Origin of the sequence: Paraburkholderia piptadeniae (assembly GCF_900007165.1) — a bacterium.
GTDB lineage: Bacteria > Pseudomonadota > Gammaproteobacteria > Burkholderiales > Burkholderiaceae > Paraburkholderia > Paraburkholderia piptadeniae.
Genome location: NZ_CYGY02000020.1, coordinates 39,190 through 63,100, shown reverse-complemented (window position 1 = coordinate 63,100; position 23,911 = coordinate 39,190). Strand labels below are relative to the sequence as shown.

22 protein-coding genes and 1 tRNA gene are annotated in these 23,911 nt (G+C 64.6%); 12 read left to right on the top strand and 11 right to left on the bottom strand.

Annotated features, from left to right (window positions below):
- Positions 1 to 58 precede the first annotated feature (58 nt).
- The gene (locus BN2476_RS09135) at positions 59 to 652 is read right to left on the bottom strand and encodes a DUF1439 domain-containing protein (protein WP_087733824.1); all 594 of its coding nucleotides are present in this window, start codon (positions 650 to 652) and stop codon (positions 59 to 61) included.
- Positions 653 to 790: 138 nt separating this feature from the next.
- A complete protein-coding gene (locus BN2476_RS09130; RefSeq protein ID WP_087733857.1) occupies positions 791 to 1,087 on the bottom strand; it encodes a YkgJ family cysteine cluster protein in 297 nt (98 codons plus the stop codon).
- Positions 1,088 to 1,360: 273 nt separating this feature from the next.
- Here BN2476_RS09130 and hemN point away from each other — a divergent pair, with 273 nt between their 5' ends.
- Positions 1,361 to 2,755: an oxygen-independent coproporphyrinogen III oxidase gene (gene hemN, locus BN2476_RS09125; protein WP_087733856.1), complete on the top strand. Its 1,395-nt coding sequence runs from the start codon at positions 1,361 to 1,363 to the stop codon at positions 2,753 to 2,755.
- 144 nt (positions 2,756 to 2,899) lie between these two features.
- A tRNA-Leu gene (locus BN2476_RS09120) sits at positions 2,900 to 2,984 on the top strand.
- A 232-nt stretch (positions 2,985 to 3,216) separates the two neighbouring features.
- Here the strand turns inward: BN2476_RS09120 and BN2476_RS09115 are convergent.
- Positions 3,217 to 4,605 (bottom strand): amino acid permease, encoded by a 1,389-nt coding sequence (locus tag BN2476_RS09115; protein WP_087733823.1) that lies wholly within the window; start codon positions 4,603 to 4,605, stop codon positions 3,217 to 3,219.
- 283 nt (positions 4,606 to 4,888) lie between these two features.
- Between BN2476_RS09115 and BN2476_RS09110 the strand changes: the two genes are divergently transcribed.
- The gene (locus tag BN2476_RS09110; RefSeq protein WP_087733822.1) at positions 4,889 to 5,854 is read left to right on the top strand and encodes an alpha/beta hydrolase; all 966 of its coding nucleotides are present in this window, start codon (positions 4,889 to 4,891) and stop codon (positions 5,852 to 5,854) included.
- A gap of 31 nt (positions 5,855 to 5,885) precedes the next feature.
- Here BN2476_RS09110 and BN2476_RS09105 read toward each other — a convergent pair whose 3' ends face one another.
- Positions 5,886 to 7,154, bottom strand: a complete 1,269-nt coding sequence (locus BN2476_RS09105; RefSeq protein ID WP_087733821.1) for an MFS transporter — start codon at positions 7,152 to 7,154, stop codon at positions 5,886 to 5,888.
- A 131-nt stretch (positions 7,155 to 7,285) separates the two neighbouring features.
- Positions 7,286 to 8,716, bottom strand: a complete 1,431-nt coding sequence (locus tag BN2476_RS09100) for an aminotransferase-like domain-containing protein (RefSeq protein ID WP_087733820.1) — start codon at positions 8,714 to 8,716, stop codon at positions 7,286 to 7,288.
- 252 nt (positions 8,717 to 8,968) lie between these two features.
- Between BN2476_RS09100 and BN2476_RS09095 the strand changes: the two genes are divergently transcribed.
- The 6 genes from BN2476_RS09095 to BN2476_RS09070 all read left to right on the top strand — a co-directional run bounded on the left by BN2476_RS09095 (position 8,969) and on the right by BN2476_RS09070 (position 14,338).
- A complete protein-coding gene (locus BN2476_RS09095) occupies positions 8,969 to 10,132 on the top strand; it encodes a mandelate racemase/muconate lactonizing enzyme family protein (RefSeq protein ID WP_087733819.1) in 1,164 nt (387 codons plus the stop codon).
- Between the two features lie 86 nt (positions 10,133 to 10,218).
- Positions 10,219 to 11,259 carry an ABC transporter substrate-binding protein gene (locus BN2476_RS09090; protein ID WP_087733818.1) on the top strand — a complete coding sequence of 347 codons (1,041 nt, stop codon included), beginning with the start codon at positions 10,219 to 10,221 and terminating at the stop codon, positions 11,257 to 11,259.
- 41 nt (positions 11,260 to 11,300) lie between these two features.
- Complete coding sequence (locus BN2476_RS09085) at positions 11,301 to 12,290, top strand: ABC transporter permease (protein WP_087733817.1); 990 nt, start codon at positions 11,301 to 11,303, stop codon at positions 12,288 to 12,290.
- 14 nt (positions 12,291 to 12,304) lie between these two features.
- Positions 12,305 to 13,126, top strand: coding sequence for a quaternary amine ABC transporter ATP-binding protein (locus BN2476_RS09080; protein ID WP_087733855.1), 822 nt, complete (start codon positions 12,305 to 12,307; stop codon positions 13,124 to 13,126).
- Between the two features lie 152 nt (positions 13,127 to 13,278).
- Positions 13,279 to 13,983: a pseudouridine synthase gene (locus BN2476_RS09075; RefSeq protein WP_087733816.1), complete on the top strand. Its 705-nt coding sequence runs from the start codon at positions 13,279 to 13,281 to the stop codon at positions 13,981 to 13,983.
- Positions 13,984 to 14,149: 166 nt separating this feature from the next.
- Complete coding sequence (locus tag BN2476_RS09070; RefSeq protein WP_087733815.1) at positions 14,150 to 14,338, top strand: hypothetical protein; 189 nt, start codon at positions 14,150 to 14,152, stop codon at positions 14,336 to 14,338.
- A gap of 63 nt (positions 14,339 to 14,401) precedes the next feature.
- On the opposite strand, the gene BN2476_RS09065 is transcribed toward BN2476_RS09070, so the two are convergent.
- Positions 14,402 to 15,436, bottom strand: a complete 1,035-nt coding sequence (locus tag BN2476_RS09065) for an NAD-dependent epimerase/dehydratase family protein (RefSeq protein ID WP_087733854.1) — start codon at positions 15,434 to 15,436, stop codon at positions 14,402 to 14,404.
- A 74-nt stretch (positions 15,437 to 15,510) separates the two neighbouring features.
- On the opposite strand from BN2476_RS09065, the gene BN2476_RS09060 reads away from it, so the two are divergent.
- From BN2476_RS09060 to BN2476_RS09050, 3 genes are all read left to right on the top strand, one after another.
- Entirely contained in the window at positions 15,511 to 16,542 is a 1,032-nt protein-coding gene (locus BN2476_RS09060) for a CDP-6-deoxy-delta-3,4-glucoseen reductase (protein WP_087733814.1), read from the top strand.
- A 385-nt stretch (positions 16,543 to 16,927) separates the two neighbouring features.
- Positions 16,928 to 18,112: an acetylornithine transaminase gene (locus tag BN2476_RS09055; RefSeq protein WP_087733813.1), complete on the top strand. Its 1,185-nt coding sequence runs from the start codon at positions 16,928 to 16,930 to the stop codon at positions 18,110 to 18,112.
- On the top strand, positions 18,109 to 18,561 hold the full coding sequence (locus BN2476_RS09050) for a GNAT family acetyltransferase (protein ID WP_087733812.1): 453 nt from the start codon (positions 18,109 to 18,111) through the stop codon (positions 18,559 to 18,561). The genes BN2476_RS09055 and BN2476_RS09050 overlap by 4 nt, the downstream gene beginning before the upstream one ends.
- Positions 18,562 to 18,680: 119 nt before the next feature.
- On the opposite strand, the gene BN2476_RS09045 is transcribed toward BN2476_RS09050, so the two are convergent.
- The 5 genes from BN2476_RS09045 to BN2476_RS09025 form a co-directional block, all read right to left on the bottom strand.
- Complete coding sequence (locus BN2476_RS09045) at positions 18,681 to 19,397, bottom strand: ABC transporter ATP-binding protein (protein WP_087733811.1); 717 nt, start codon at positions 19,395 to 19,397, stop codon at positions 18,681 to 18,683.
- Complete coding sequence (locus BN2476_RS09040; RefSeq protein WP_087733810.1) at positions 19,397 to 20,173, bottom strand: ABC transporter ATP-binding protein; 777 nt, start codon at positions 20,171 to 20,173, stop codon at positions 19,397 to 19,399. Before BN2476_RS09040 ends, BN2476_RS09045 begins: the two co-directional genes overlap by 1 nt.
- 28 nt (positions 20,174 to 20,201) lie before the next feature.
- Complete coding sequence (locus tag BN2476_RS09035) at positions 20,202 to 21,371, bottom strand: ABC transporter permease subunit (RefSeq protein WP_087733809.1); 1,170 nt, start codon at positions 21,369 to 21,371, stop codon at positions 20,202 to 20,204.
- Positions 21,372 to 21,397: 26 nt separating this feature from the next.
- Positions 21,398 to 22,348, bottom strand: a complete 951-nt coding sequence (locus BN2476_RS09030) for a branched-chain amino acid ABC transporter permease (RefSeq protein ID WP_087733808.1) — start codon at positions 22,346 to 22,348, stop codon at positions 21,398 to 21,400.
- 227 nt (positions 22,349 to 22,575) lie between these two features.
- A complete protein-coding gene (locus BN2476_RS09025; protein WP_087733807.1) occupies positions 22,576 to 23,775 on the bottom strand; it encodes a branched-chain amino acid ABC transporter substrate-binding protein in 1,200 nt (399 codons plus the stop codon).
- Positions 23,776 to 23,911 lie beyond the last annotated feature (136 nt).

Genomic DNA, 23,911 nt, shown 5'->3' with positions numbered 1-23,911 from the left:
GTTGACGATGCGCGGACGCGTCAGCAACGTTGGCGCGCCCCGCCCGGCCGCGCGTCCGTCACTTTTCGACGATCTGAACGCGTATGCCGTTTGTAAGGACCGTGATTGTACCTGGTTCGTAAGTCACCCCGGCAAATTGCAGCTGGTCGGGCTTGAAGGTGTAGACGGGATAGTTGGTGAGCAGCTGCGTCGCGAGCACCGCGGCGGCTGCGTTGATCTGCTGCATGTAGGCCTGCGCGTCGCCGTCGACGCTCACGTTCTCGACATTCGGCGCGCGCAGTACGACGGAGCGGCTTTGCGGATCGTATTCGAGCTGGCTCGATAGCGTGAACACGCCGTTGACCGGCTGCTGCAGAAAGGGACTCGCAAGCCGCGCATCGAGCCGCACCGACACGCGGTTCGTATCCGGCAGCAAGCCGATGACAGGATGCATCAACGCGACCTCGAACACCTGCGATACCGTGCGCTGATACGGGAACTTGCGTTGCACGGCTTCCTGCACCTGCTTCTGCGAAAACGTGTAGTGATCCGGAATAAACGGGAACGTCGACGTCGCGCACGCGGCGAGCGATGTCATCAAGCCACCGATTGCGCACGCGGACAGCGCCGAAATCAGGAAGCGGCGCCGTGCGGGCGCAGCGGGATGGGTCATGCAGATTCTCCTTGTGACGCAGCGGGCGCGCCGCATCGGTGTTGCTCGTGTCGCTTGTGTTGCTAGCAAGGGGTGGTTCAGGTTCGCGCGATGGTCTTGTGGCGCGAGCGCTTCGATCAACGGCGCGCAGCCATCATGTCATGGCCGCGTATCGGCTTCGAGACGCGTGAGCCAGATCAACGCTTCGTCGCGCGAGTTGCCGCACATGTCGGCCTGTGGCTGTAGACCCGAGCAGCAGGCCGGACGTTCCGGCTTGCCGAAGATCGCGCAGCGCAAATCGTCGCCGAGTTGCACGCAGCGCACGCCTGCCGGCTTGCCGTCCGGCATGCCGGGAATGGGACTCGAAATCGACGGCGCGATGCAACACGCGCCGCAGTCGGGACGGCACGCGTGATCCGCTGTCGCGGACGGAGGTTGAGACAAATCGACAGACACTGCGCTTTCCTGAACGACAAACACTCGACGAGGCCGGCTCACCACAGGTGAGCTGGGCCACCGCTCAGCCCACATTGTGCCATTTGACGCATGCGACCTTTTTACACAAGGTTGCGCGCGTCCGCTCCCGTAGACTCGTTTGCATACTTTTGCAACAGATACCACGCTCGCAAGGCGCCTGCCCTTTTTCACCGAGCGCACGATCGAACCGCTCCAGCACGCAACGACCAGGCGGTTCGCGCATCATCCGGCAGGCGTCGGGATATGAATCCGATGACTACCGCCCCTTCCGCCGACGCCCTCTTCCGCCCCGACCTGCTCGCGAAATACAGCTCGAACGGCCCGCGCTACACGTCCTATCCGACGGCCGTCCAGTTCCGCGACGACTTCGATCCTGGCGACTACCGCCGCGCCGCTGCCGACAAGGGCGCATCGGACACGGATCTCTCGCTGTACTTTCACATTCCGTTTTGCGACACCGTCTGCTTCTATTGCGGCTGCAACAAGGTCGTGACGAAGAACCGCGCGCGCTCGCGTCCGTATCTCGAGCAGCTCAAGCGCGAGATCGCATTGCAGGCGCCGCTCTTCGACACCGCGCGGCCCGTGTCGCAACTGCATTGGGGCGGCGGTACGCCGACGTTTCTGTCGCACGACGAAATGACCGAGCTGATGGCCGCCACGCGCGAACACTTCACTTTGTGCGCCGATTCGGAAGGCGAGTTTTCGATCGAAGTCGATCCGCGTGAAGCGTCGCCGAAAACCATCGTCCATTTGCGCAATCTCGGCTTCAATCGCCTGAGTCTGGGCGTGCAGGACTTCGATCCCGTCGTGCAGCGGGCGATCAATCGCATCCAGCCGCTCGAGATGACGGCGAGCGTGATGCGCGCCGCGCGCGCGACGGGCTTTCATTCGATCGGCGTCGATCTGATCTATGGCCTGCCGTATCAGACCGTCGACAGCTTCACCCGGACGCTCGACACCATGCTCGCGCTCGCGCCCGACAGGCTCTCGGTGTTCGGCTACGCGCACATGCCACAGCTCTTCAAGATGCAGCGGCAGATGGACCCGTCCACGATGCCTTCCCCCGCTGAACGGCTCGCGATCCTGCGCCGCGTCGTCGAGCGGCTGACGGACGCGGGCTATGTCTACATCGGCATGGACCACTTCGCGCTGCCCACCGACGAGCTCGCGCGTGCCCAGGCCCAGCGCACGCTGCATCGCAATTTCCAGGGCTATAGCACGCGCGCGGAATGCGATCTGATCGGCTTCGGAGCGTCGTCGATCGGCAAGGTCGGCGACGTCTACGCGCAGAATGCGAAGGACCTGGTGGGCTACGCGGCAGCCATCGACAACGGCCAGCTCGCGATCAGTCGCGGCGTGCGCCTCTCCCTCGACGACCGTCTCCGGCGCGACGTCATCACGCAACTGATGTGCAATCTCGAACTGCGCTTCGATGAGTTCGAAGCCGCATACGGCATCCGCTTTCACGACGCGTTCGCGCCGGAACTGGAGCGCCTGCGCCCGTTCGAGGACGACGGGCTCGTGAAGATCGGCGCACGGCGGCTCGATGTGCAACTGGCGGGACGGATGCTCGTGCGCAACATCGCAATGGTGTTCGACCGATATCTGGGCCAGCAGCCATTGCAGCGGTTTTCGCGCACGGTCTAGCGTCCGCTGGGCGGCGCGATCGGGCATCGGCTTGCCCGCCGACGCGTTTTCCGCCATAATCTGCGTCTTCGTCTCGCGAGGCGCCGAGGTTCAATCCGCGACCAGGCAGGTCGCAAGGCGAAGAAGCGACGAAGGTCAAAACAAGCCCAGGTGGTGAAACAGGTAGACGCAGGGGACTCAAAATCCCCCGCCGCAAGGCGTGCCGGTTCGAGTCCGGCCCTGGGCACCAGAATTCAGCCTCATTAGTTCGGCTTCACCCCGACAAACCCGCGTTCATCGATCCGATGCCGCGGGTTTTGTGTTTTCGGCGGCCAACACGGCCGTCCGTCCGCAGTGCAGACCTTCCGCAAGTCCATTCGAATCCGTCGAACACAAAAAAGCCGGATCGCCTCACGGCAAATCCGGCCAGGCTCTTACCCGATCAGACGATCGGAGGCACCCGCTAAAAACATCACGCCTTCTCAGCGCCCGCTCGCCACTCCCGCAAGCCCATGCGCGGCCGCGCGCCGACGCTTCACCACATAGCCCGCCCACATCACGACGAGCCACACGGGCACGAGCAGCACCGACACGTTGAGTCCTGGCGTCATCGCGAGGATCACGAGAATCATCGCCATGAACGCGAGACAGATCCAGTTGCCGAGCGGGAACCACAGAGACTTGAACACGAGCTTCTCGCCCTGCGCGACCATCGCGCGACGCGACTTCAGATGCGTCAGGCTGATCAGCGACCAGTTCAGCACCAGCGCGGCCACGACGAGTGCCATCAGCACGTCGAGCGCCTTGGCGGGAATCAGATAGTTGATGATCACGCAAGCAAACGTCGCGAGCGCGGAAAGGCCGATCGCCATATACGGCACGCCGCGACCGTCGACCTTCAGCAGCGCGCGCGGCGCATTGCCCTGCTCGGCAAGACCGTACAGCATGCGACTGTTCGCGTAGACGCCGCTGTTGTAGACGGACAGCGCCGCCGTCAGCACGACCACGTTAAGAACGTTCGCCGTCAGGCCCGCGCCGATCTGCGAGAAGATCATCACGAACGGGCTGCCGCCTGCCGCCACCTGATTCCACGGATACAGCGACAGCAGCACGACCAGCGAGCAGATGTAGAAAATCAGGATCCGGTAGATCACCTGATTCACGGCTTTCGGAATGCTCTTTTGCGGCTCGTCGGCTTCCGCCGCCGTGATGCCGATCAGCTCCAGTCCGCCGAACGAGAACATGATCACGGCGAGCATCATGAAGAGGCCGTTGAAGCCGTGCGGGAAGAAGCCGCCGTCGGCCCACAGGTTCGTAATCGACGCCTGCGGACCGCCATGGCCGCTGATCAGCAGATAGCCGCCGAACACGATCATGCCGATCACGGCCACGACCTTGATGATCGCAAACCAGAACTCGGTCTCGCCGTACGCCTTGACGTTCGCGAGGTTGATCGCGTTGATGACGACGAAGCAGACAAGCGCCGAGACCCACGTCGGCACGCCCGGCCACCAGAAATGCACGTAGGTGCCGACAGCCGTCAGTTCGGCCATGCTGACGAGCACGTATAGCACCCAGTAATTCCAGCCCGACAGGAAGCCCGGGAAATCGCCCCAGTACTTGTACGCGAAGTGACTGAACGAACCGGCGACGGGCTCCTGTGCAACCATTTCGCCGAGCTGGCGCATGATGAGGAACGCGATGAAACCGCCGATCGCGTAACCGAGGATCATCGACGGCCCCGCCGCCTTCAATACGCCCGCCGATCCGAGAAAGAGGCCCGTGCCGATCGCGCCGCCCAGCGCGATCAGCTGGATATGCCGGTTCTTCAGCCCACGCTGGAGGCCGTCATGCTGCTGTCCGTTGCTCAAAATGTCTCACTCCACTTCCACTGCATTGAAATCCACGCGGTACGCACAGGACGCGTCCGGAAAAACCGTAAATTGTACCTTCCCGCGACGTGCCTACAGCACGGGCGCGCGCAACCGCGTTTCGTGGAATCCGCATTGCGCCGCCGATGCCGCCGCGCGCACGCGCCACGCACCCGCCAAGGCACCGTCCAACGTGTCCGAAATTGCCTCTAGATAGCGGTTGTCACCCTGCTTGCCGGTGGGTATGTTCCGAGAATCCGGTCCAGCCGATGATGGAGTCGCCATGTCGCCGAAACGTCTGCTCTATGCCGTTCTCCTCAGCGTCTGCGTCGCCGCCTCCGGCGTACACGCCCAGACCGGACAAACCGCGCCGCAGCCCGCGCCGGATACGTCGGCAGCGCCAGCCCCTGCCGCCGCGGACTCCGATACCTCGCCGGCACCCGCCCCCGCACCTTCGGCCGCCGCGCCCTCCACGGAGCAGGCTCCTGCCCCTGCTTCCGCGCCTACGCCCTCGCCTCGTCCCGCCGCCTATCCCGCGCCACCCGCCGGCCCGGTGCAAAACATCGTCCTCGTGCACGGCGCGTTCGTCGACGGATCGAGCTGGAACGGCGTGATCGAACGGCTGCAAAAGAAGGGCTATCGCGTCGCGTCGGTGCAGATTCCGCTGACGTCGCTCGCCGACGACGTCGCCGCGACCAAACGCGTGCTCGCCCGGCTATCCGGGCCGACCGTGCTGGTCGGTCATTCGTGGGGCGGTGTCGTGATCACGGAGGCGGGTTCGGGACCGGACGCATCGAAGGTGGTCGGCCTCGTCTATGTGGCGGCGATCGCGCCCGACGTTGGAGAATCGACCGGCGACGTGCTCAAGCGCGGCCCGCAGATGCCCATCGGCTCGGCGATGACCAGGGATGCCGCCGGCTTCCTGTGGCTCGACCCGGCGAAATACCACGGCGATTTCGCCGCCGATGTGCCCGAAAGCCTCACCCGCGTGCTCGTCGCCGCGCAGCAGCCGATCGCGGGCAAGGCGTTCGAGGAGCGCGTGACACAGGCCGCCTGGCGCTACAAGCCGTCGTGGTACATCGTGACGACGCGCGATCGCGCCGTATCGCCGGAAATCCAGCGCTGGATGGCGCACCGGATCGGCGCGACCATCGTCGAGACGCCGTCGAGCCATCTCGTGTCCGTCGCGCACGCGGGCGCGACGGCCGATGCGATCGCCCGCGCGGCGAAGGAGTTCGGCAAGGAGTGACGGCTCGTGAAGCGCGCGCGTACGGCGCGGATCACGACGACAGCACGGCCACGCCGTCCGGAATCCGCGCAAGCCTCGCAGCAGGCGACATCACGATGATCCACGCCTGCGCGACGAAGCCGAGCGCGGCCACGACGAGACAGGCGTCCATTCCGAAGCGCGCGCTGACGGCCGCGCCCAGCAGCGCGCCGAGCGGCCGCGCGCCATACGTCGCCGTGCTGTTGAGCGCCGACACGCGGCCCATCATGTTCGTGGGCGTGATCGCCTGACGCAGCGTCGTCGAGCCGACCGTCCACAGGATCGGCCCCGCGCCCAGCAGAAAGAAGCTCGCTGCCGCAAGCCAGAACGACGGCGCGGCGAGCGTCGCGACCATCGTCAGCGAAGCGGCCAGCCCGCAAAACGGCCCGACGATCAGCGTGCGCCCGAACGCTACTCGTCGCGAGACAGACGGCGCGGCCAGCGCGCCGCACACCATGCCGACGCCATACGCGCCGAGCGTTACGCCTACAGCCGACGCGCTCAGGCCGAGCCGATGCACCGCGTATGGCACATACACCGCCTGCAACGTGAAGAAGCCGATGTTGAAGAACACGGCCGTCGCGAGCATTGGCCGCAGCAACTCGTCGCCGATGACGAAGCGAGCGCCTTCGCGCAACTCGGTCATGAAGTGACGCGCGGCGCCGACGGCGCGCGGCGGCTCGCGCAAACCTGCGAGCAGCGCGGCCGCGAGCGCCGACAGCGCAGCCGCGCAGCCATACGCCCAGCCCGCGCCGATCCAGCCGACCAGCAGCCCGCCCAACGCCGGCCCCGCCGAATACGCGACGCTGCGCGCGAGCTCGATGCGTCCGTTCGCGGCGGGCAGCGCGTCGCGCGTCACGAGCGCGGGGACCAGCGCGGGCGCGGCGACGCTATACGCAACCGTGCCCGTTGCGCCCAGAAAGCCGAGCACGGCGAGCAGCGGGAGCGTCAGCGCATGCGACAGCACGAGCAGCAGCACACACGCCATCGCCAGCGCTCGCACGCTCTCCGAGACGGCCATCAGCGTGCGGCGCGAGCGGCGGTCGGCAACGACGCCGAGGGGTATCGACAGCAACAGGAACGGCAGCGTCTGCGCCGTTTGCAGAAGCCCCGTATCGCGGGCCGTCGCGCCGAGCGTGAACACGGCAACGAGAGGCGCAGCGGCGAGACTGATCTGTTCGGCCGATTGCGCGATCAGGTTCGACCACGCGAGCTGATGGAACGACGCGGGCAAGCTGGCGCCGGCAATGGGAAAGCGAAAACGCGGAAGGCGGGAACGCATCGGGGGCTCCGTGACACGATGACGAGAAGCCCATCGTCGCGATTTGGGCCTGTCGGTGCGCTCCGGTTCTTGCTGTGTGATTCCCTTTCTACGAGCCAGCGATTCGTCCGCGAGGAAGGCGGACGACGCGCTCAAGGCGCATACGACGCCGCCATCCCGCTTTCGAGCCCATGTTCCAGCGTCGTGCGGATCAGCGCGAGTCCGCGGGCGAGCGAATCGAGCGACGCCGCGCCGCTCATGCAGATGCGGATCGCGTGCGGCGCGGCGTTGCGTCCGATCACGAAGCTGTCGGCCGTCTTGACGAGCACACCCTCCTGGCGCAGCGCCGCCGCGAACTCCGCCGCGCGCCACGGCTCGGGCAGCGAGAGCCACAGATGCGAACTGGTCGGCGCGTGCCGGTACGCGATGCCGGCGAGCGCGTCGTTGGCGATTGCGTGCTCCGCGTCGATCCGGGCGCGCTGCAAGCCGTTGAGCCGCTCCATCTCGCCGCTTTCGACCCAGCGCGACACGATCTCGGCCATCAGCGGCGCCGTCATCCAGCAGTCGCTGCGGATCACGGCGGCGATCTTCGAGCACCACGCGCTCGGCGCCTGCAGATAGCCGACGCGCAAACCCGGCGCAACCGACTTCGACAGCCCCGCGATCAGAAACGCCTGCTCCGGCATGCGCACCGACAGCGGCTCGGGCGGCAACTCCAGCAGCATCGCCGGAACGATGTCCTCGATCAGCAGCACGCCGTGCCGTTGCAGGATTTCCGCGACGGCATCGCGCCGTGGTCCGGACATCGTCGCCGTCGTCGGATTGTGGATGGTCGGCACGCAGAAGATCGCGCGCGGATGCAGCGACTTGCACGCGAGTTCCAGCGCCGCGGGCACGAGCCCTTCCTGATCGATCTCGACGCCGACCAGATGCAGCCGCAATTGCCGCGCGAGCGCGATGATCCCCGGATAGCTGACCACTTCGGCGAGCACCGTATCGCCCGGGCGCGTGACGGCGCGCAGCACCGACGCGAGCGCATGCTGCGCGCCCTGCGTGACGAGCACGCGCGCGGCGCTCGCCGGACTGCCCGCGCGCCCGAGCCACGCCGCGCCCGCGAGCCGATGGCGCATCGAGCCCGCTTCGGGCGCGTATTGAAGCAGTTCTGTGGTGAGGCGCTGGTCGGTGGCGATTTCGGCGAGCGTCGCGCACAGCGCGGCCGCCTCTTCCGTCGATTGCGGCACGTTCTGTCCGAGATCGATCAGCGGCGGCGCGACGTTCGCGCCGAAGCGCTGCGCCGCATGACCGTTGCCCACGGCCGGCAGTTCGCGGGCGCGCGCCTGCGCGACATAGGTGCCGTCGCCGACGCGCGCATTCGCGAGCCCCTGACGCTCCAGTTCGGCATAAGCACGGCTGATCGTGCCCGTCGTCACGTGCAATTCGCTCGCGAGCGAACGGTGCGGCGGCAACTTCTCGCCCGCGGGCAATTGCCCGTTCAGGATGGCCTGCGCGAACGCGCGCGCAATGACCTGGTATTTCGGTTCGCTGCCCGCCTCGATTCTCGGCAGCCAGGCATTCATCGCCATGATGCGACGGTCTCCGTGAGTCTGTTGAGTTGTGTCATTCGGATGATACGCACCGCGCATCCTGAAATTGGATGCGGTCATTTACTTTAATTGAAGCGATTGAGTTGCCCGCAATGGCTTCATAGCATGGCGTCATTCTTTGCCGTTCGGTATGCATTGCAAAGCGTTTTGCATGCGGCACTGCGGCATTCAGCGTGGGATGGGAGTAAGTGCCAAAGCACCCGCTCCCTCCGACACAGGAGGAGACGCCTGATGGATCGTGAAGCAAGCCAGGCCGTGCAGACGGCCCGGATCACCCGGATCGACGTGACGCACCATCAGCTGGTGCTCGATCCGCCCTTCCCCGCGTCCTGGGATAGCCAGCCCCGCCGCAAATTTCCCGCGACGATCGTGCGCGTGCACGACGACTCGGGCCGCGTCGGCTTCGGTTCCGGCGACGCGATGTACGGCTTCGCGGACTATCAGCACCTCTTTATCGGCACCGATCCGCTCGATCTCGCGCGTCACAGCACCGTGCTCGACAACATCGGCTTTCACGCCGGCCGCCCGTGGCCGCTCGATATCGCGCTATGGGATCTCGCCGGGAAAATCCGTGGCGAGCCGTGCTGGCGGATGGCGGGCGCGCGCAGCAGGCGGATTCGCGCGTATGCGTCGAGCGGCGTGCATCGCCGTCCCGACGAGATGGCGCGACTGGCGCTGCATATCGCGGAGCGCGGCTTTCCGGCGCTGAAGATTCGCTTCGGCCGCGCGCATCTGAAAGACGATTTCGCGGTGCTTGCCGCCGTGCGCGAAGCAGTCGGCGACCGGCTTGAGCTGATGGTCGACTGCAATCAGGGCTGGCGCATGCCGTGGGATACGGCCGCGCCATGGACTTTCGACGAGGCGCTCGCCGTCGCGCGCGAGCTGGAACAGCATCGCGTCTACTGGATGGAAGAGCCGCTGCATCGCGGCGACTACGACGGTCACGCGCGGCTGCGTCAGGCGGTGTCGCCCGCGCTGCGCATCGCTGGCGGCGAGATGACGCGCGAGCGCTACGAGTTCGATCAGCTGCTCGCGCGCGATTGCCTCGACGTGTTCCAGCCGGACGTTGCGTGCTCGCTCGGCATGGAAGGCCTGGGCAGGCTCGCGCAAGCCGTCGAGGCGCGCGGCAAGGTGTTCACGCCGCACACGTGGGGCAACGGCATCGGCCTCGCCGCGAACCTGCATCTGACGGCGGGCGCCGCGAGCGCGCCGTTCATCGAGTTCCCATACGACCCGCCCGAATGGTCGATCGAGCGCCGCGACTTCATGCTGAGGAATCCCATCGATATCGACAGCGAAGGCTGGATCACGCTATCCGATGCGCCCGGCCTCGGTCTCTCGATCGACGAAGACATCCTCGCGGCGACGCTCAGCGCGCGCAGCACCTACGGCTGACGCTACCGGCCCGCAGCAGCAACGCACTACCCGACAAGGCGCTCCACGACAGCGCCCGAGATCCAATCACATAAACGGAGACAACCATGCAGATCAAATCCCTGATGCGCGCCGCCACGGTCGCGCTTGCGGCCAGCGCGTTATGGCCCGCCGCCGCTCACGCCGGCAACTGGTGCTCGAGCGGCAAGACCGTGCGCTTTGCGGGCGTCACGTGGGAAAGCGGCGCGTTCACGTCCGAAGTCTTGCGCTTCATCACCGAGAAGGGCTACGGCTGCAAGACGGACACGGTGCCCGGCAACACGGCGGCAACGGAAACGGCGCTGTCGCGCGACGATCTGCAGGTGTGGTCCGAGCAGTGGACGGGCCGCTCGGAAATCATCGCGAAGGCCGTCGCCGACGGCCACGTGAAGCTACTCGGCGATACGCTGCCGGGCGGCACCAACGAAGGCTGGTTCGTGCCCGAGTACGTCGTGAAGGGCGACGCGAAGCGCAACATCAAGCCGCTCGCGCCGAATCTGATTTCAGTGACGGACCTGCCGAAGTACAAGAACGTGTTCGAAGACGATGAAGAGCCGGGCAAGGGGCGCTTCCTGAACTGTCCGTCGGGCTGGGACTGCGAGCGCGTGAACCGGCGTTTGCTGAAGACGCTGAATCTCGACGACTCGTACACTGACTTCCGCCCCGGCACGGGCGCGGCGCTCGACGCCGCGATCGCCTCGGCCTACGAGCGCGGCAAGCCGATCCTCTTCTACTACTGGGAGCCCGCCGCGCTGATGGCGAAGTACCGGTTCGTCCAGCTGAAGATGCCGGCGTTCAACCAGAAGTGCTGGGACACGCTGCGCGCGGACAACAGCGCGTCGCAATGCGCGTCGTCGTATCTCGTGTCGCATCTGAAGGTCGGCGTGTCGACGCAGTTCTATCAGGCCGAGCCGCAACTGATGGACGCGTACTCGAAGGTCAGCTTCCCGATGGACTTTCTCAACAAGACCATCCTCGACATGACGAGCAAGAAGATCGACGGCCCGACGATGGCGAAGCAGTTCCTGCGCGAGCATCCGGAGATGTGGAAGGCCTGGGTGCCGACCGACGTCGCGCAAAAGGTTCAGGCCGCGCTCGCGGGCGCCTGAGATTCGCGGCGACGCGTCACGAAGCATCGGAGGGTTTCATCATGAACTCGATCTTCCTGCATCTGTCGATCGCCGACTGGGTGAACGATCATGTGCAGTCGTTCGTCGCCGCGTACGGCGACAGCTTTCACGACTTCAGCACGGCCGTCTTGCGCGACGTGCTGGTGCCGCTCGAAGGCGCGCTGCGCGCGACGCCGCCGTGGCTGATCCTCGTCGCCGTCGGGCTGCTCGCGCTGAACGCGACGCGGCGCATCGGCATCGCGGCCTTCTTCGTGCTGCTGCTGTATGTGATCGGCTGTTTCGGGCTGTGGGACAAGCTGATGCAAACCCTCGCGCTGATGCTCGTCGCGACCGTGCTGTCCGTCGCGCTCGGCATACCGCTCGGCATCTGGGCGTCGCGCAGTCCGTGGATGCGCCGCGTGCTGTTGCCCGTGCTCGACATCATGCAGACGCTGCCGAGTTTCGTGTATCTGATTCCCGTGCTGATGCTGTTCGGTCTCGGCAAGGTGCCCGCGATTCTCGCGACGATCATCTACGCGCTGCCGCCGCTGATCCGCCTCACCGATCTCGGCATACGCCACGTCGATGCCGACGTCGTCGAGGCGGCGCGCGCGTTCGGCACGACGCGCTGGCAACTGCTCGTCAACGTGCAGTTGCCGCTCGCGCGCCCGAGCATCATGGCGGGCATCAACCAGACGACGATGATGGCGCTGTCGATGGTCGTGATCGCGTCGATGATCGGCTCGCGCGGACTCGGCGAAGACGTGCTCGCGGGCATCCAGACGCTCGACATCGGCAAGGGCATGCAGGCGGGCATCGCGATCGTGATTCTCGCGATCGTCATCGACCGGATCAGCCAGGGCTACGGACAGGACGGGCGCACGCGGCGGCTCGTCGCGCAGCGGCGCAAGGCGAAGGCGGCTTCGCGCATTCCGTATCGGACGGCAGGCTCGCCGCGTGACGAGGCGTCGGCGGCAGCAGGCAGCGAAAACGCTGCGCAGAGCGGTCTCGAAACCCGCGCGGCGGATTGACGGAGGGCACGGACATGTCATCGATCGAAGTCAGAAACGTGTACAAGCTCTTCGGCCCGGAAGCGGGACACGGGCGCGTGCTCGACCTGCTGAAGAGCGGCCGGACCAAGGCCGAAGTGCTCGCGCAAACGGGCTGCAACGTGGGACTCAACGACGTGAGCCTGCATATCGGCTCGGGCGAGATCTACGTGATCATGGGCCTGTCGGGCTCGGGCAAGTCGACGCTCGTGCGGCACTTCAACCGGCTCATCGAGCCGACGTCGGGCGAGATCGTCATCGACGGTTCGGACGTCATCAAGCTCGATGCGCACGGCCTGCGCGAGCTTCGCCGCTACAAGGTGAGCATGGTGTTCCAGAACTTCGGGCTGCTGCCGCATCAGACCGTGCTCGACAACACCGCTTACGCGTTGCGCACGCGCGGCGAGCGCAAGTCCGACGCGAACGAGAAGGCGCGCACGTGGCTCGGCAAGGTCGGACTCGACGGTTATGGCGACCACTATCCGGACGAGCTGTCGGGCGGCATGCGTCAACGCGTCGGGCTGGCGCGCGCGCTCGCCGCCGATACCGACGTGCTGCTGATGGACGAAGCGTTCTCCGCGCTCGATCCGCTGATCCGCACGGAAATGCAGGATCAGCTGCTGCAATTGCAGGCGACGCTCAACAAGACCATCGTGTTCATCACGCACGATCTGGACGAAGCGCTGCGCATCGGCAACCGCATCGCGATCCTGCGCGACGGCACGCTGGTGCAGGAAGGCACGCCGGACGAAATCCTCACGCAGCCCGCCGACGACTACGTCGCACGTTTCGTCGAACGGCGGTCCGGAGCACATTGAGCTTGCGCGTGCCGCGCCGCTTGCGTTGAAGCGAGCGGCGCAAGGCCGCGAAGGCGGCGGGTAGAATGCACGCGATGACGGCGTCCTCGATATTTGCGGGCGCCGTCATCGCCTGATGCATCGCGGCTTGTGGCCGCCCTCTGCCCGTTCCAATGAATCTCGAAAGCGTTCTCTTTTCCCAAGGTTTCGGCTCGCGCCGCCAGTGCCGCGCATTGATCGCGGACGGCCGCGTGTCGATCGGCGGCTCGACGATCGACGATCCCAACGCCGATGTCGCGACCGACACGCTCACGTTCGAAGTCGACGGCACGCCGTGGCCGTATCGCGAACGCGCGTACATCGTGCTCAACAAGCCCGCGGGTTATGAGTGCTCACGCGATCCGCAGCATCACTTGAGCGTCTTCAACCTGCTGCCCGCGCAGTTCGCGACGCGCGGCGTCCAGTGCGTCGGACGGCTCGATCAGGACACTACCGGGCTTCTGCTGCTGTCCGACGACGGCCAGTTCGTCCACGCGTACACGTCGCCGAAACGCAAGGTGCCGAAAGTCTATCTGGCGACAACCCGTCATCCCCTCGACGACGCGCAACTCGCCGCGTTGCGCGAAGGCGTGCTGCTGCATGGCGAAGCGAAGCCGGTTGCGGCCGTCGCTGCACATGCTCGCGGCAAGCACGAACTCGAGCTGACCGTGCTGGAAGGCAAGTACCACCAGGTCAAGCGGATGGTCGCGGCGGCCGGCAATCGCGTGGAAGCGCTGCATCGCGAGCGGATCGGCGGGCTCGCGCTGCCGGCATCGCTTGCTGAAGGCGCGTGGCAATGGCTCGATGAAGCCGGCCTCGAATCGCTGCGCGTTGGTTAAGCGAGGCGTTCCGCGCCCGCCTGCTTTCAGATGCCCTGATACTGCGTTGGATTCCGAACAAAGCGACGACAAAAGCCATTCCGAACGCTGCGACGCAGCATGCTTGATACGAACGCCCGTCCTATACTCGCATTAAGAAACATTACAAAGCAGGCAAGGAGGCGCCATGGTCATCTACGGCAACCTGGCGATTTCGTATGGGATGATCGCGATCATCTTCTTCGCGATACTGCTTGTCGGCGGGCTGCTGGCCGTCATGCACATGCGGCACAAGTACGCGCCCAATCTGATCGCAGCGCTGATCGGCGCGATCTGCTGCTTCCTGCTGCTGGAAGCGCTGCCTGCCCTCACCTGACGGCTTCTCAGTTTCGCTCGCTGCTCTTCGCGGCATCGCTGCGTGTGGCCGCGCGAGGCGCCTTTACGCGCGACGGGCGGCCGTGCGCAAGAAATCATCGACGCTCGGATAGCGCAGCTTCACGCGCAACTCGCGCTTGAGCCGGCGGTTGATGAGGCGCCGCGACTCGCGCATGAACGACAGCATCATCGGTTCGAGTTGCCGCTGCGCTTCGTCGCGCGTGGTGCGCGGCGCCCGCTCGACGCCGAACGCGTCCGCCACCCGGTCAAAGTACTCGCCCATCTTCAGCGTCGTGTCGTCGGATGCGTGGATCACGCGCGATGGCAGGCCATGCGTCGCCATGCGCAGCAGGATCGCGGCGAGGTCGTCGGCGTGGATGTGATTCGTGTAGACGTCATCGGCATCGACGAGCGCGGGAGTGCGCCTCTCGAGCCGCGCAAGCGGCAGCCGGTTGCCCGCATAGATGCCCGGAATGCGCGCGATGCTCGCCGCAATCGCATGACGAGTAGCCGCGCGCCGCAGCTGCGTCTCCGCCGACACGCGGCGCTTCGCGCGCTCGTTCGCGGGCGCGACGGGACGCGTTTCGTCGAGCCACGCGCCGCCGCAATCCCCATAGACACCCGTCGTGCTTGCGTAGACGATGCGCGGACGCCCGCTCGCGTAGTGTCCAGCCCTAAGGGCCGTGATACCCCCGTCGGGTACAATATCGGATGTTTTGCGAGCACGAATGCCTTGCTGCGCGGACCTGAGCCGCCCCGTCGCCCGTGCCCCGATATGGCGGGCATACCGGATGCGCGGCGCGGTCAGCGTGGCGATCAGCGAGCGCGTGCGCATGTCGATGTCGCCCGTCTTTTGCGGCGGCGCGAGATGCAGCACGGTCGGCGCAAGACCCGCGAGACGCCAGAGGCTCTTGCGCGCGTCGAGATCTCCGACGATCGGCGTGACGCCCGCCGCGCGCAGTTCGTCGCGGCGCTCGGCGTGATGCGTGAGCGCGTAGAGGCGCGCGCGCCGTTGCAGTTGCCGCACGCAGCGCATGCCGACATCGCCGCAACCGACGATCAGCACGCGCGGTCTGCGCAAGTTTCGTGTCGCTTTCATCGTGGACGCATTGTAGCCGCGATCCATGGTACGCACTGGTTACCGACTCCCTGTACTCGAACTCTGAACGACCTATGGCATTTAACGTAACGCTCCGGCAAAGCGGCCGGCAGTTTCAGGTGGAACCCGATGAACCCGTGCTGACGGCCGCCCTTCGCCAGGGCATCGGCCTGCCGTACGGCTGCAAGAACGGCGCATGCGGCTCGTGCAAGGGCACGGTCGTCGGCGGCGAAATCGAACAGCGAGCGCATTCGTCGTCGGCGCTGTCGAACGACGAGAAGACGCGCGGCATGGCCCTCTTCTGCTGCGCGACGGCCTGCACGGACCTCGAGGTCGATATCCGCGAAGTGACGGGCGTCGGCGACGTGCAGATCAAGAAGCTGCCGTGCCGTGTGAATTCGATCGAGCGCAAGGCCGACGACGTCATCGCGCTGAAGCTGCAACTGCCCGCGAACGAGCGCCTGCAATACATGGCCGGCCAGTACCTCGAGTTCATCCTGAAGGACGGCAAGCGCCGCAGCTACTCGATGGCGAACGCGCCGCATACGGAAGGCCCGATCGAGCTGCATATCCGCCACATGCCGGGCGGCGCGTTCACCGATCACGTGTTCAACACGATGAAGGAGCGCGACATCCTGCGCTTCGAGGCCCCGCTCGGCACGTTCTTCCTGCGCGAAGAATCGGACAAGCCGATCGTCCTGCTCGCATCCGGCACTGGCTTTGCGCCGCTGAAGGCGATCGTCGAGCATGCCGTCTTCAAGAACATCACGCGCCCGATGACGCTGTACTGGGGCGCTCGCCGCAAGAAAGACCTGTACATGATGGATCTCGCCGAGCAATGGGCGCGCGAAGTGCCGAACTTCAAGTTCGTGCCCGTGCTCTCCGAACCGGACGCGGACGACGCCTGGACGGGCCGCACGGGCTTCGTTCATCGCGCCGTCATCGAAGATCTGCCAGACTTGTCGGCATATCAGGTGTATGCGTGCGGCGCGCCTGTGATGGTCGAATCCGCGCAGCGCGATTTCACGCAGCATCATCGCCTGCCGGAAGACGAGTTCTACGCGGATTCGTTCACGAGCGCCGCCGATCTCGCGAACCCCGTCTGATCGTTGCGTTGTCATCCTGCATGAACGAATCGGCCGGCGCGCGCAAATTGCCGGTTTACACGAGCGCCGGCATTGTCGTATTCTTTCGCGCATGAACCGCATCCTGTCCGAACTTCGACGTCGCCGCTCGCTGCTCCCATAGGGGCGCCGCTGGCTTCGTCACGGTTTGCGCGTATCAGCTTAGTATCACGCGCACGCAGTTCAAATCACGAAAGCCACGGCATGCCGTGGCTTTTTGTATTTCGTCGCTGCTTTGACGTTCTGTCGACGACGTGCTGTTGAACACAGGCTGTTGAACACGCGTACTCGTCGGCGTTTTCTCTCCGTTGCTGGGCCATTTTGTCCGAGGCGGTTTCTTATCCCTGTTTGCCTGGAGCCTGTAGCCATGAACTTCAATGAGTACCCGATCGATTCGCTGATGTACATCACGAACCGGCCCGAAATCGTTTTCACGCACGGCAAAGGCTCGTGGCTCTATGACAACAACGGCAAGCGCTATCTGGACTTCATCCAGGGCTGGGCGGTGAATTCCCTTGGCCACTGCAACGAAGGCATCATCGAAGCGCTCACGCACCAGGCGCGCACGCTGATCAACCCGTCGCCGGCGTTCTACAACGAGCCGATGGCGAAGCTCGCCGGCCTGCTCACGCAGCACAGCTGCTTCGACAAGGTGTTCTTCACCAACAGCGGCGCCGAAGCGAACGAAGGTGCGATCAAGCTCGCGCGCAAATACGGCAAGAAATTCAAGAACGGCGCGTATGAAATCATCACGTTCGATCACAGCTTCCACGGCCGCACGCTCGCGACGATGTCGGCGAGCGGCAAGCCGGGCTGGGACACGATCTACGCACCGCAGGTGCCAGGCTTCCCGAAAGCGGATCTGAACGACATCGCGTCCGTCGAGAAGCTGATCGGCGACAAGACAGTCGCCGTGATGCTCGAACCGATCCAGGGCGAAGGCGGCGTGATTCCCGCAACGCGCGGATTCATGCAGCAGCTGCGCGAGTTGACGAAGAAGCACAACCTGCTCCTGATCGTCGATGAAGTGCAAAGCGGTTGCGGCCGCGCGGGGACGCTGTTCGCGTACGAGCTGTCGGGTATCGAGCCCGACGTGATGACGCTTGCGAAGGGCATCGGCGGCGGCGTGCCGCTCGGTGCGCTGCTGTGCAAGAAGGAAGTCGAGGTGTTCGAAGCGGGCGAACAGGGCGGCACGTACAACGGCAATCCGCTGATGACGGCAGTCGGCCATTCGGTGATCTCGCAACTGACGGCACCCGGCTTCCTCAATGGCGTGAAGGCACGCGGCGAATATCTGCGCGCGAAGCTGCTCGAACTGTCTGAGGAGCGCGGCTTTGCGGGCGAGCGCGGCGAAGGCATGTTGCGCGCGCTGCTGCTCGGCAAGGACATCGGCAACCAGATCGTCGAGAAGGCGCGCCTGATGCAGCCCGACGGCCTGCTGCTCAACGCGGCGCGTCCGAATCTGCTGCGCTTCATGCCCGCGCTCAACGTGACGACGGAAGAGATCGACCAGATGATGTCGATGCTGCGCTCGATCCTGGACACGCTGTGACGACTGCTTCGCCACTGTCGATCCGCTGCTTCGACGCGGCCGACACGGATGCCGTCGTCGCGCTGTGGCTCGACGCGTTCCCGGAGTACAAGGACGCGAGCAAGCCGCAGCGCAATCCGCATCTGTCGATCGCAAACAAGCTCGCGACGCAGCCCGAACTGTTCTTTGTCGCGGTGAAGGACGCTGGCATCGTCGGCACGGCGATGGCCGGTTACGACGGGCATCGGGGCTGGCTGTACTCGCTCGCGGTCGATCCGACGCAACGGCGCCAGGGCATCGGTACGCGGCTGGTACGGCACGCGGAAGCGGCATTGACGGCGCGCGGCTGCCCGAAGGTCAATCTTCAGGTGCTGAGCGCGAAGGCCGACGTGCGGGCTTTCTACGAAACGCTCGGCTATCGCGCCGATCAGGTCGTCAGCCTCGGCAAGCGGCTGGGCGCGTTGGCTTGAGCGGTTGCGCCGCCGCGCATTTGAATCGCTGAAAACACAAAGGCCGCATGCTTGACGCATGCGGCCTTTGTTTATTGCACGTTGCCGGTCGCAAGAACCGGCGCTTGAGCTGGCTGAGCTTACTCGCCGAGATACGCCGCGCGCACCTTCGGATCATCGAGCATCTGCTTCGCGTCACCCGACATCGTGACCGTGCCCGAGTCCATCACGTAGCCACGGTCCGCTGCCTGCAGTGCGAGACGCGCGTTCTGCTCGACCAGCATCACCGTGATGCCTTCCTTCGAGATCTCGCGCACCACTTCGAAGATCTTCTCGACCATGATCGGCGACAGGCCCATCGACGGCTCATCGAGCAGCAGCAGTTTCGGCTTCGAGATGACGGCGCGCGCCATCGCCAGCATCTGCTGTTCGCCGCCCGACAGCGTGCCCGCGAGCTGCGTCGCGCGTTCCTTCAGGCGCGGGAAGAAGCCGAACATGCGCTCGACGTCCTTCTTGATGCCTTCATTGTCGGTGCGCAGATACGCGCCCATCTGCATGTTCTCGACGATCGACATGCGCGCGAAGATGCCACGGCCTTCCGGCACCATCGCGAGACCGCGCTTGAGCAACTCGTGCGGCGGCACGCCCTTGATCGACTGGCCCATGTATTCGATGTCGCCGGCCGAGTAAGGCTTGAGGCCCGTGATCGCCTTCATCGTGGTCGTCTTGCCTGCGCCGTTCGCGCCGATCAGCGTGACGAGTTCGCCCTGCGCGATCTCCAGGTCGACACCCTTGACGGCCTGAATGCCGCCGTAGTTGACCTGCAGGCCCTTGATTTTCAACATTGCCGTAGCCATCAGTGGACCCCCGCACCCAGATAAGCCTCGATCACCTTCGGGTCCTTCTGCACGTCATGCGGCAGACCTTCGGCGATCACCTTGCCATAGTCGAGCACTGTCATGCGATTGCACAGGCCCATCACCAGTTTCACGTCGTGCTCGATCAGCAGGATCGTCTTGCCGTCGCTGCGGATCTTGTCGAGCAGCTTCGTCAGTTCGACCTTTTCCGTTGCGTTCATGCCGGCAGCCGGTTCGTCGAGCGCGAGCAGCTTCGGATCGGTCGCCAGTGCGCGCGCGATTTCCAGACGACGCTGGTGGCCGTACGACAGGTTGCGCGACGTGTAGTCGGCGTATTGCAGCACGCCGACGTACTCGAGCAGTTCCAGCGCGCGTTCCTTGATCTCGCGCTCTTCCTGACGCTCAGCGGGCGTCTGGAACACGGCGCCCAGCAGCCCGTGCTTCGTGCGGACGTGCCGGCCGACCATCACGTTTTCCAGCGCGGTCATGCCGCCGAACAGACGGATGTTCTGGAACGTGCGCGCGATGCCGGCCTTCGCCACCTGATACACGGCCGTCGGCGTGTAGTTCTGGCCATCGAGCCTGAACTCGCCCGAGTCCGGCGTGTAGAGGCCCGTGATCACGTTGAAGAACGTGGTCTTGCCGGCGCCGTTCGGGCCGATCAGACCGTAAATGGAGCCTTCCTCGATTTCGAGGCCGACATCCGACAGCGCCTGCAGACCGCCGAAGCGCTTGTTCACGCCCTTCACGGACAGACGGATTTGTTTGTCGCTCATGTGTGTTTCCCCTTCGATCCGTGGTCCGTTACGCGCGCACCGGCTTCTTGCCGCTGCGCTTCGCCAGTTTCGCGATCTTGTCCTCATGCTTCGGTGACGGCCACAGGCCTTCCGAGCGGTACAGCATGATCAGCACCATCGCGAGTGCGTAGACGAGCTGACGGATCACTTCCGTATCGACGATCTCGTGACCGAACACCAGGTTCTGCAGCGGGCCCATCGTCGAGCGCAGGAATTCCGGCAGCACGGCGAGCAGCACCGCGCCGAGAATCACGCCCGGGATGTGGCCCATGCCGCCCAGCACGACGCACGCGAGCACGACGATCGATTCCGGCAGCGTGAACGATTCCGGCGACACGAAGCCCTGGAACATGCCGAACATCGCACCCGACAGGCCACCGAACGACGCGCCCATCGCGAACGCGAGCAGCTTCACATCACGCGTGTTGATGCCCATTGCCTTCGCGGCGATTTCGTCCTCGCGGATCGCGGCCCATGCGCGGCCGATGCGCGAGTGCTGCAGACGCGTACACACCCAGATCACCAGCAGCGCGCACAGCACGAACACGTAGTAGTACGCGTACACCGACGGGAACTGGAAGCCGAACAGCGAGTGCGTCTGCGAGAGGCTAAAGTCGCCGACGTGGATCGGATCGATGCCCGTGACGCCCTTCGGGCCGTTCGTGATGTTCGCCGGACGGTCGAGGTTGTTCAGGAAGATCCGGACGATTTCCCCGAAGCCCAACGTCACGATCGCGAGGTAGTCGCCACGCAGACGCAGCGTCGGTGCACCGAGAATCACCCCGAAGAACGCGGCAATCGCCATCGCGATCGGCACGATGATCCAGAACGGCGTGTGCAGCCCGCCCGGCGCGAGATGCGCGATCCATTCGAACTGCGACGACAGGTGCGGCGAGCTCAGCAATGCCGCCGTATAGGCGCCCACTGCGTAGAACGCGATGTAGCCCAGGTCCAGCAGGCCGGCGAAGCCGACCACCACGTTCAGGCCCAGCGCGAGCATCACATACAGCATCGCGAAGTCGAGCACGCGCACCCAGTAGTTGCCGCCTGCTGTGCCAATGATCATCGGCGCGGCGATCACGAACACGGCGGTGAGGATGCCCACCGTCAGCGTCTTCGTCATGTTGCGTTCAGGGACGAGCGTCGTGGACGGCTCGATCGGTTGAATTGAGGTCATTGTGTTTACTCCTTTTCCCTGCGCCGTTAGGCACGGTCCGCAACACGTTCGCCGAGCAGGCCCGACGGACGGAACACCAGCACGATGATCAGCACGATGAACGCGAACACGTCCTGATAGTTACTGCCGAACACGCCGCCCGTGAGATTGCCGATGTAGCCCGCACCGAGCTGCTCGATCAGACCGAGAATCACGCCGCCGACCATCGCGCCGCCGAGGTTGCCGATACCGCCGAGCACGGCAGCCGTGAACGCTTTCAGGCCTGGGATGAAGCCCATGTAGAAGTGCGCGTTGCCGTATTCCGACGCGATCATCACGCCCGCCAGCGCAGCCAGCGCCGAACCGATCATGAAGGTCGCCGAGATCACGAAGTTCGGGTTCACGCCCATCAGCGAGGCGACGCCCGGGTTCTCGGCGATCGCGCGCATCGCGCGGCCGAGCTTCGTCTTGTGCACGAGCAGCAGGAGGCCCGCCATCACGAGGAACGCCACGACGATGATCACGATTTCAGTCATCGAAATCACGGCGCCCGGCGTCGTGTCGGTGGCCTTGATCACGTTGAGGGGATCGGTCGGCAGAAGCTGCGGGAACGGCAGCGGGTTGCGTGACCAGATCATCATCGCGAGCGTTTGCAGCAGGATCGACACACCGATTGCGGTGATCAGCGGGGCGAGACGCGGCGCTTTGCGCAGCGGCCGGTACGCGACGCGCTCGATCGTGTAGCCCACCACTGCGCACACCACGGCGGCGATGGCCAGCGCGATGCACAGCGTCGGCACGTTGCCGAGACCGGGGAAATGGTTCTGCAATACACCGATGCAGGACAGGGCAACCATCGCCCCCACCATCAGGATGTCGCCGTGAGCGAAGTTGATGATGCCGAGAATGCCGTACACCATCGTATAGCCGAGTGCAATGATGGCGTAGACACTGCCGAGCACCAGCCCGTTGAGAACCTGCTGGATGAAAATATCCATTTAATGCTCCTTAGCCCGTGCGACTGGATTCGCGCTCTTCATCTGCCGGTTGGCGTTGATGCTTTGCGGAATCGCAACGGCACTGCGGGTACTGATATAAAAGACCGGTAAGGGTTATCTCCGTCGAGCGTTCGTGGTCGCCGGGTTGCAGCGGCCGTCGCACTCGACGCGGATGCAAAAACGGCACCGTCGGATGGTCCGGTGCCGTCAGGCTGTACGTCCCGTCATTACATCTTCACGACATCGAGGACTGCTTTCTTGCCGTCCTTGAAGTCGTAAAGCGTAATCGCGCCCTCTTTCAAATCGCCCTTGTTGTCGAATGCGATGTGGCCGATGACACCTGTGTAGTCGGTCGACGGCATCACAGCGAGCACCTTGGACGGCTCGATCGAATTGGCGCGCTTCATTGCATCGACGATCACGTACACAGCGTCATACGTGAACGGCGCGTAAATCTGCGCCGGCGTGTGGAAGCGTGCGTCGTACTTCTTTTCGAAGTCCGCTCCCCTGTCCATCTTCGAAAGCGCAAGACCTGCCTCCGAACATACGAGGTTCTGAACGGCACTACCCGCCAGCTCCCCTACCTTGTCGGTGCACACGCCGTCGCCGCCAAGGATTTTTGCCCTGATTCCGAGCGCGGCCGCCTGTTTTGTGAACGGCCCGCCCGTTGCATCCATGCCGCCGAACATGATGGCGTCCGGCTGGGCACTTTTGATCTTGGTGAGAATGGCCCGGAAATCCGTGGCCCGGTCATTGGTCGCCTCGCGCGCGACGATCTTCGCGCCGCCCGCCTCGGCCGTCTTCGCGAATTCGTCAGCAAGACCCTTGCCATAGGCAGTCGCGTCGTCGACGACGGCGATCCGTTTCGCGCCAAGTGACTTCGTCGCGTAGTTCGCCAGCGCCGGACCTTGCTGCGCATCTGTCGCGACGACCCGGAAGGTCGTCTTGAAACCCTGCTGCGTATAGGCCGGATTCGTCGAGGACGGCGAGATCTGCACGATGCCTGCGTCGCTATAGATTTTCGATGCGGGAATCGAGACGCCCGAGTTCAGATGCCCGACGACGGCGACAACGTGATCGTCGACCAGCTTCTGCGCGATCTGCGTGCCCGTTTTCGGGTCGCCTGCGTCGTCCTGCCCGTCGAGTTGAAGCTGGATCTTGCGGCCGTCGATGGTCAATCCCTGCGCGTTGATCTCCTCTATCGCCAGACGCGCTCCGTTTTCATTGTCCTTTCCGAGATGCGCAATGCCGCCCGTCAACGGGGCCACATGACCGATCTTCACGACAGTCGCTTCGCTTGCAGGTGCCGACGCTGCCACTGCAGCCGATGCACCCGTGCCTGCCTCGCCATCGTTCTTTTTGCTGCACGCGGTCAACATCGCAACCGCGACCGCGATGGACACGGCACAAGCAAACTTGACTCGCATTAAATAGGTCTCCTGCGCCTTGCTAAATCTGGCGTTCCGAGGCGCTGAAGCCTTGAGAACGCGCGCATTGTAACTCCAATTATGCGACGGGCAATATTGTTGAATGCGCAGGGTTTTCCTGCATTGCAACCGCTTT

Bases quoted from the DNA above. Each gene is read 5' to 3' on its own strand.
- BN2476_RS09135 (WP_087733824.1), bottom strand. From the start codon at position 652: ATGACCCATCCCGCTGCGCCCGCACGGCGCCGCTTCCTGATTTCGGCG.
- hemN (WP_087733856.1), top strand. From the start codon at position 1,361: ATGACTACCGCCCCTTCCGCCGACGCCCTCTTCCGCCCCGACCTGCTC.
- BN2476_RS09110 (WP_087733822.1), top strand. From the start codon at position 4,889: ATGTCGCCGAAACGTCTGCTCTATGCCGTTCTCCTCAGCGTCTGCGTC.
- BN2476_RS09105 (WP_087733821.1), bottom strand. From the start codon at position 7,154: ATGCGTTCCCGCCTTCCGCGTTTTCGCTTTCCCATTGCCGGCGCCAGC.
- BN2476_RS09100 (WP_087733820.1), bottom strand. From the start codon at position 8,716: ATGGCGATGAATGCCTGGCTGCCGAGAATCGAGGCGGGCAGCGAACCG.
- BN2476_RS09095 (WP_087733819.1), top strand. From the start codon at position 8,969: ATGGATCGTGAAGCAAGCCAGGCCGTGCAGACGGCCCGGATCACCCGG.
- BN2476_RS09090 (WP_087733818.1), top strand. From the start codon at position 10,219: ATGCAGATCAAATCCCTGATGCGCGCCGCCACGGTCGCGCTTGCGGCC.
- BN2476_RS09085 (WP_087733817.1), top strand. From the start codon at position 11,301: ATGAACTCGATCTTCCTGCATCTGTCGATCGCCGACTGGGTGAACGAT.
- BN2476_RS09080 (WP_087733855.1), top strand. From the start codon at position 12,305: ATGTCATCGATCGAAGTCAGAAACGTGTACAAGCTCTTCGGCCCGGAA.
- BN2476_RS09075 (WP_087733816.1), top strand. From the start codon at position 13,279: ATGAATCTCGAAAGCGTTCTCTTTTCCCAAGGTTTCGGCTCGCGCCGC.
- BN2476_RS09070 (WP_087733815.1), top strand. From the start codon at position 14,150: ATGGTCATCTACGGCAACCTGGCGATTTCGTATGGGATGATCGCGATC.
- BN2476_RS09065 (WP_087733854.1), bottom strand. From the start codon at position 15,436: ATGAAAGCGACACGAAACTTGCGCAGACCGCGCGTGCTGATCGTCGGT.
- BN2476_RS09060 (WP_087733814.1), top strand. From the start codon at position 15,511: ATGGCATTTAACGTAACGCTCCGGCAAAGCGGCCGGCAGTTTCAGGTG.
- BN2476_RS09055 (WP_087733813.1), top strand. From the start codon at position 16,928: ATGAACTTCAATGAGTACCCGATCGATTCGCTGATGTACATCACGAAC.
- BN2476_RS09045 (WP_087733811.1), bottom strand. From the start codon at position 19,397: ATGGCTACGGCAATGTTGAAAATCAAGGGCCTGCAGGTCAACTACGGC.
- BN2476_RS09040 (WP_087733810.1), bottom strand. From the start codon at position 20,173: ATGAGCGACAAACAAATCCGTCTGTCCGTGAAGGGCGTGAACAAGCGC.
- BN2476_RS09035 (WP_087733809.1), bottom strand. From the start codon at position 21,371: ATGACCTCAATTCAACCGATCGAGCCGTCCACGACGCTCGTCCCTGAA.
- BN2476_RS09030 (WP_087733808.1), bottom strand. From the start codon at position 22,348: ATGGATATTTTCATCCAGCAGGTTCTCAACGGGCTGGTGCTCGGCAGT.
- BN2476_RS09025 (WP_087733807.1), bottom strand. From the start codon at position 23,775: ATGCGAGTCAAGTTTGCTTGTGCCGTGTCCATCGCGGTCGCGGTTGCG.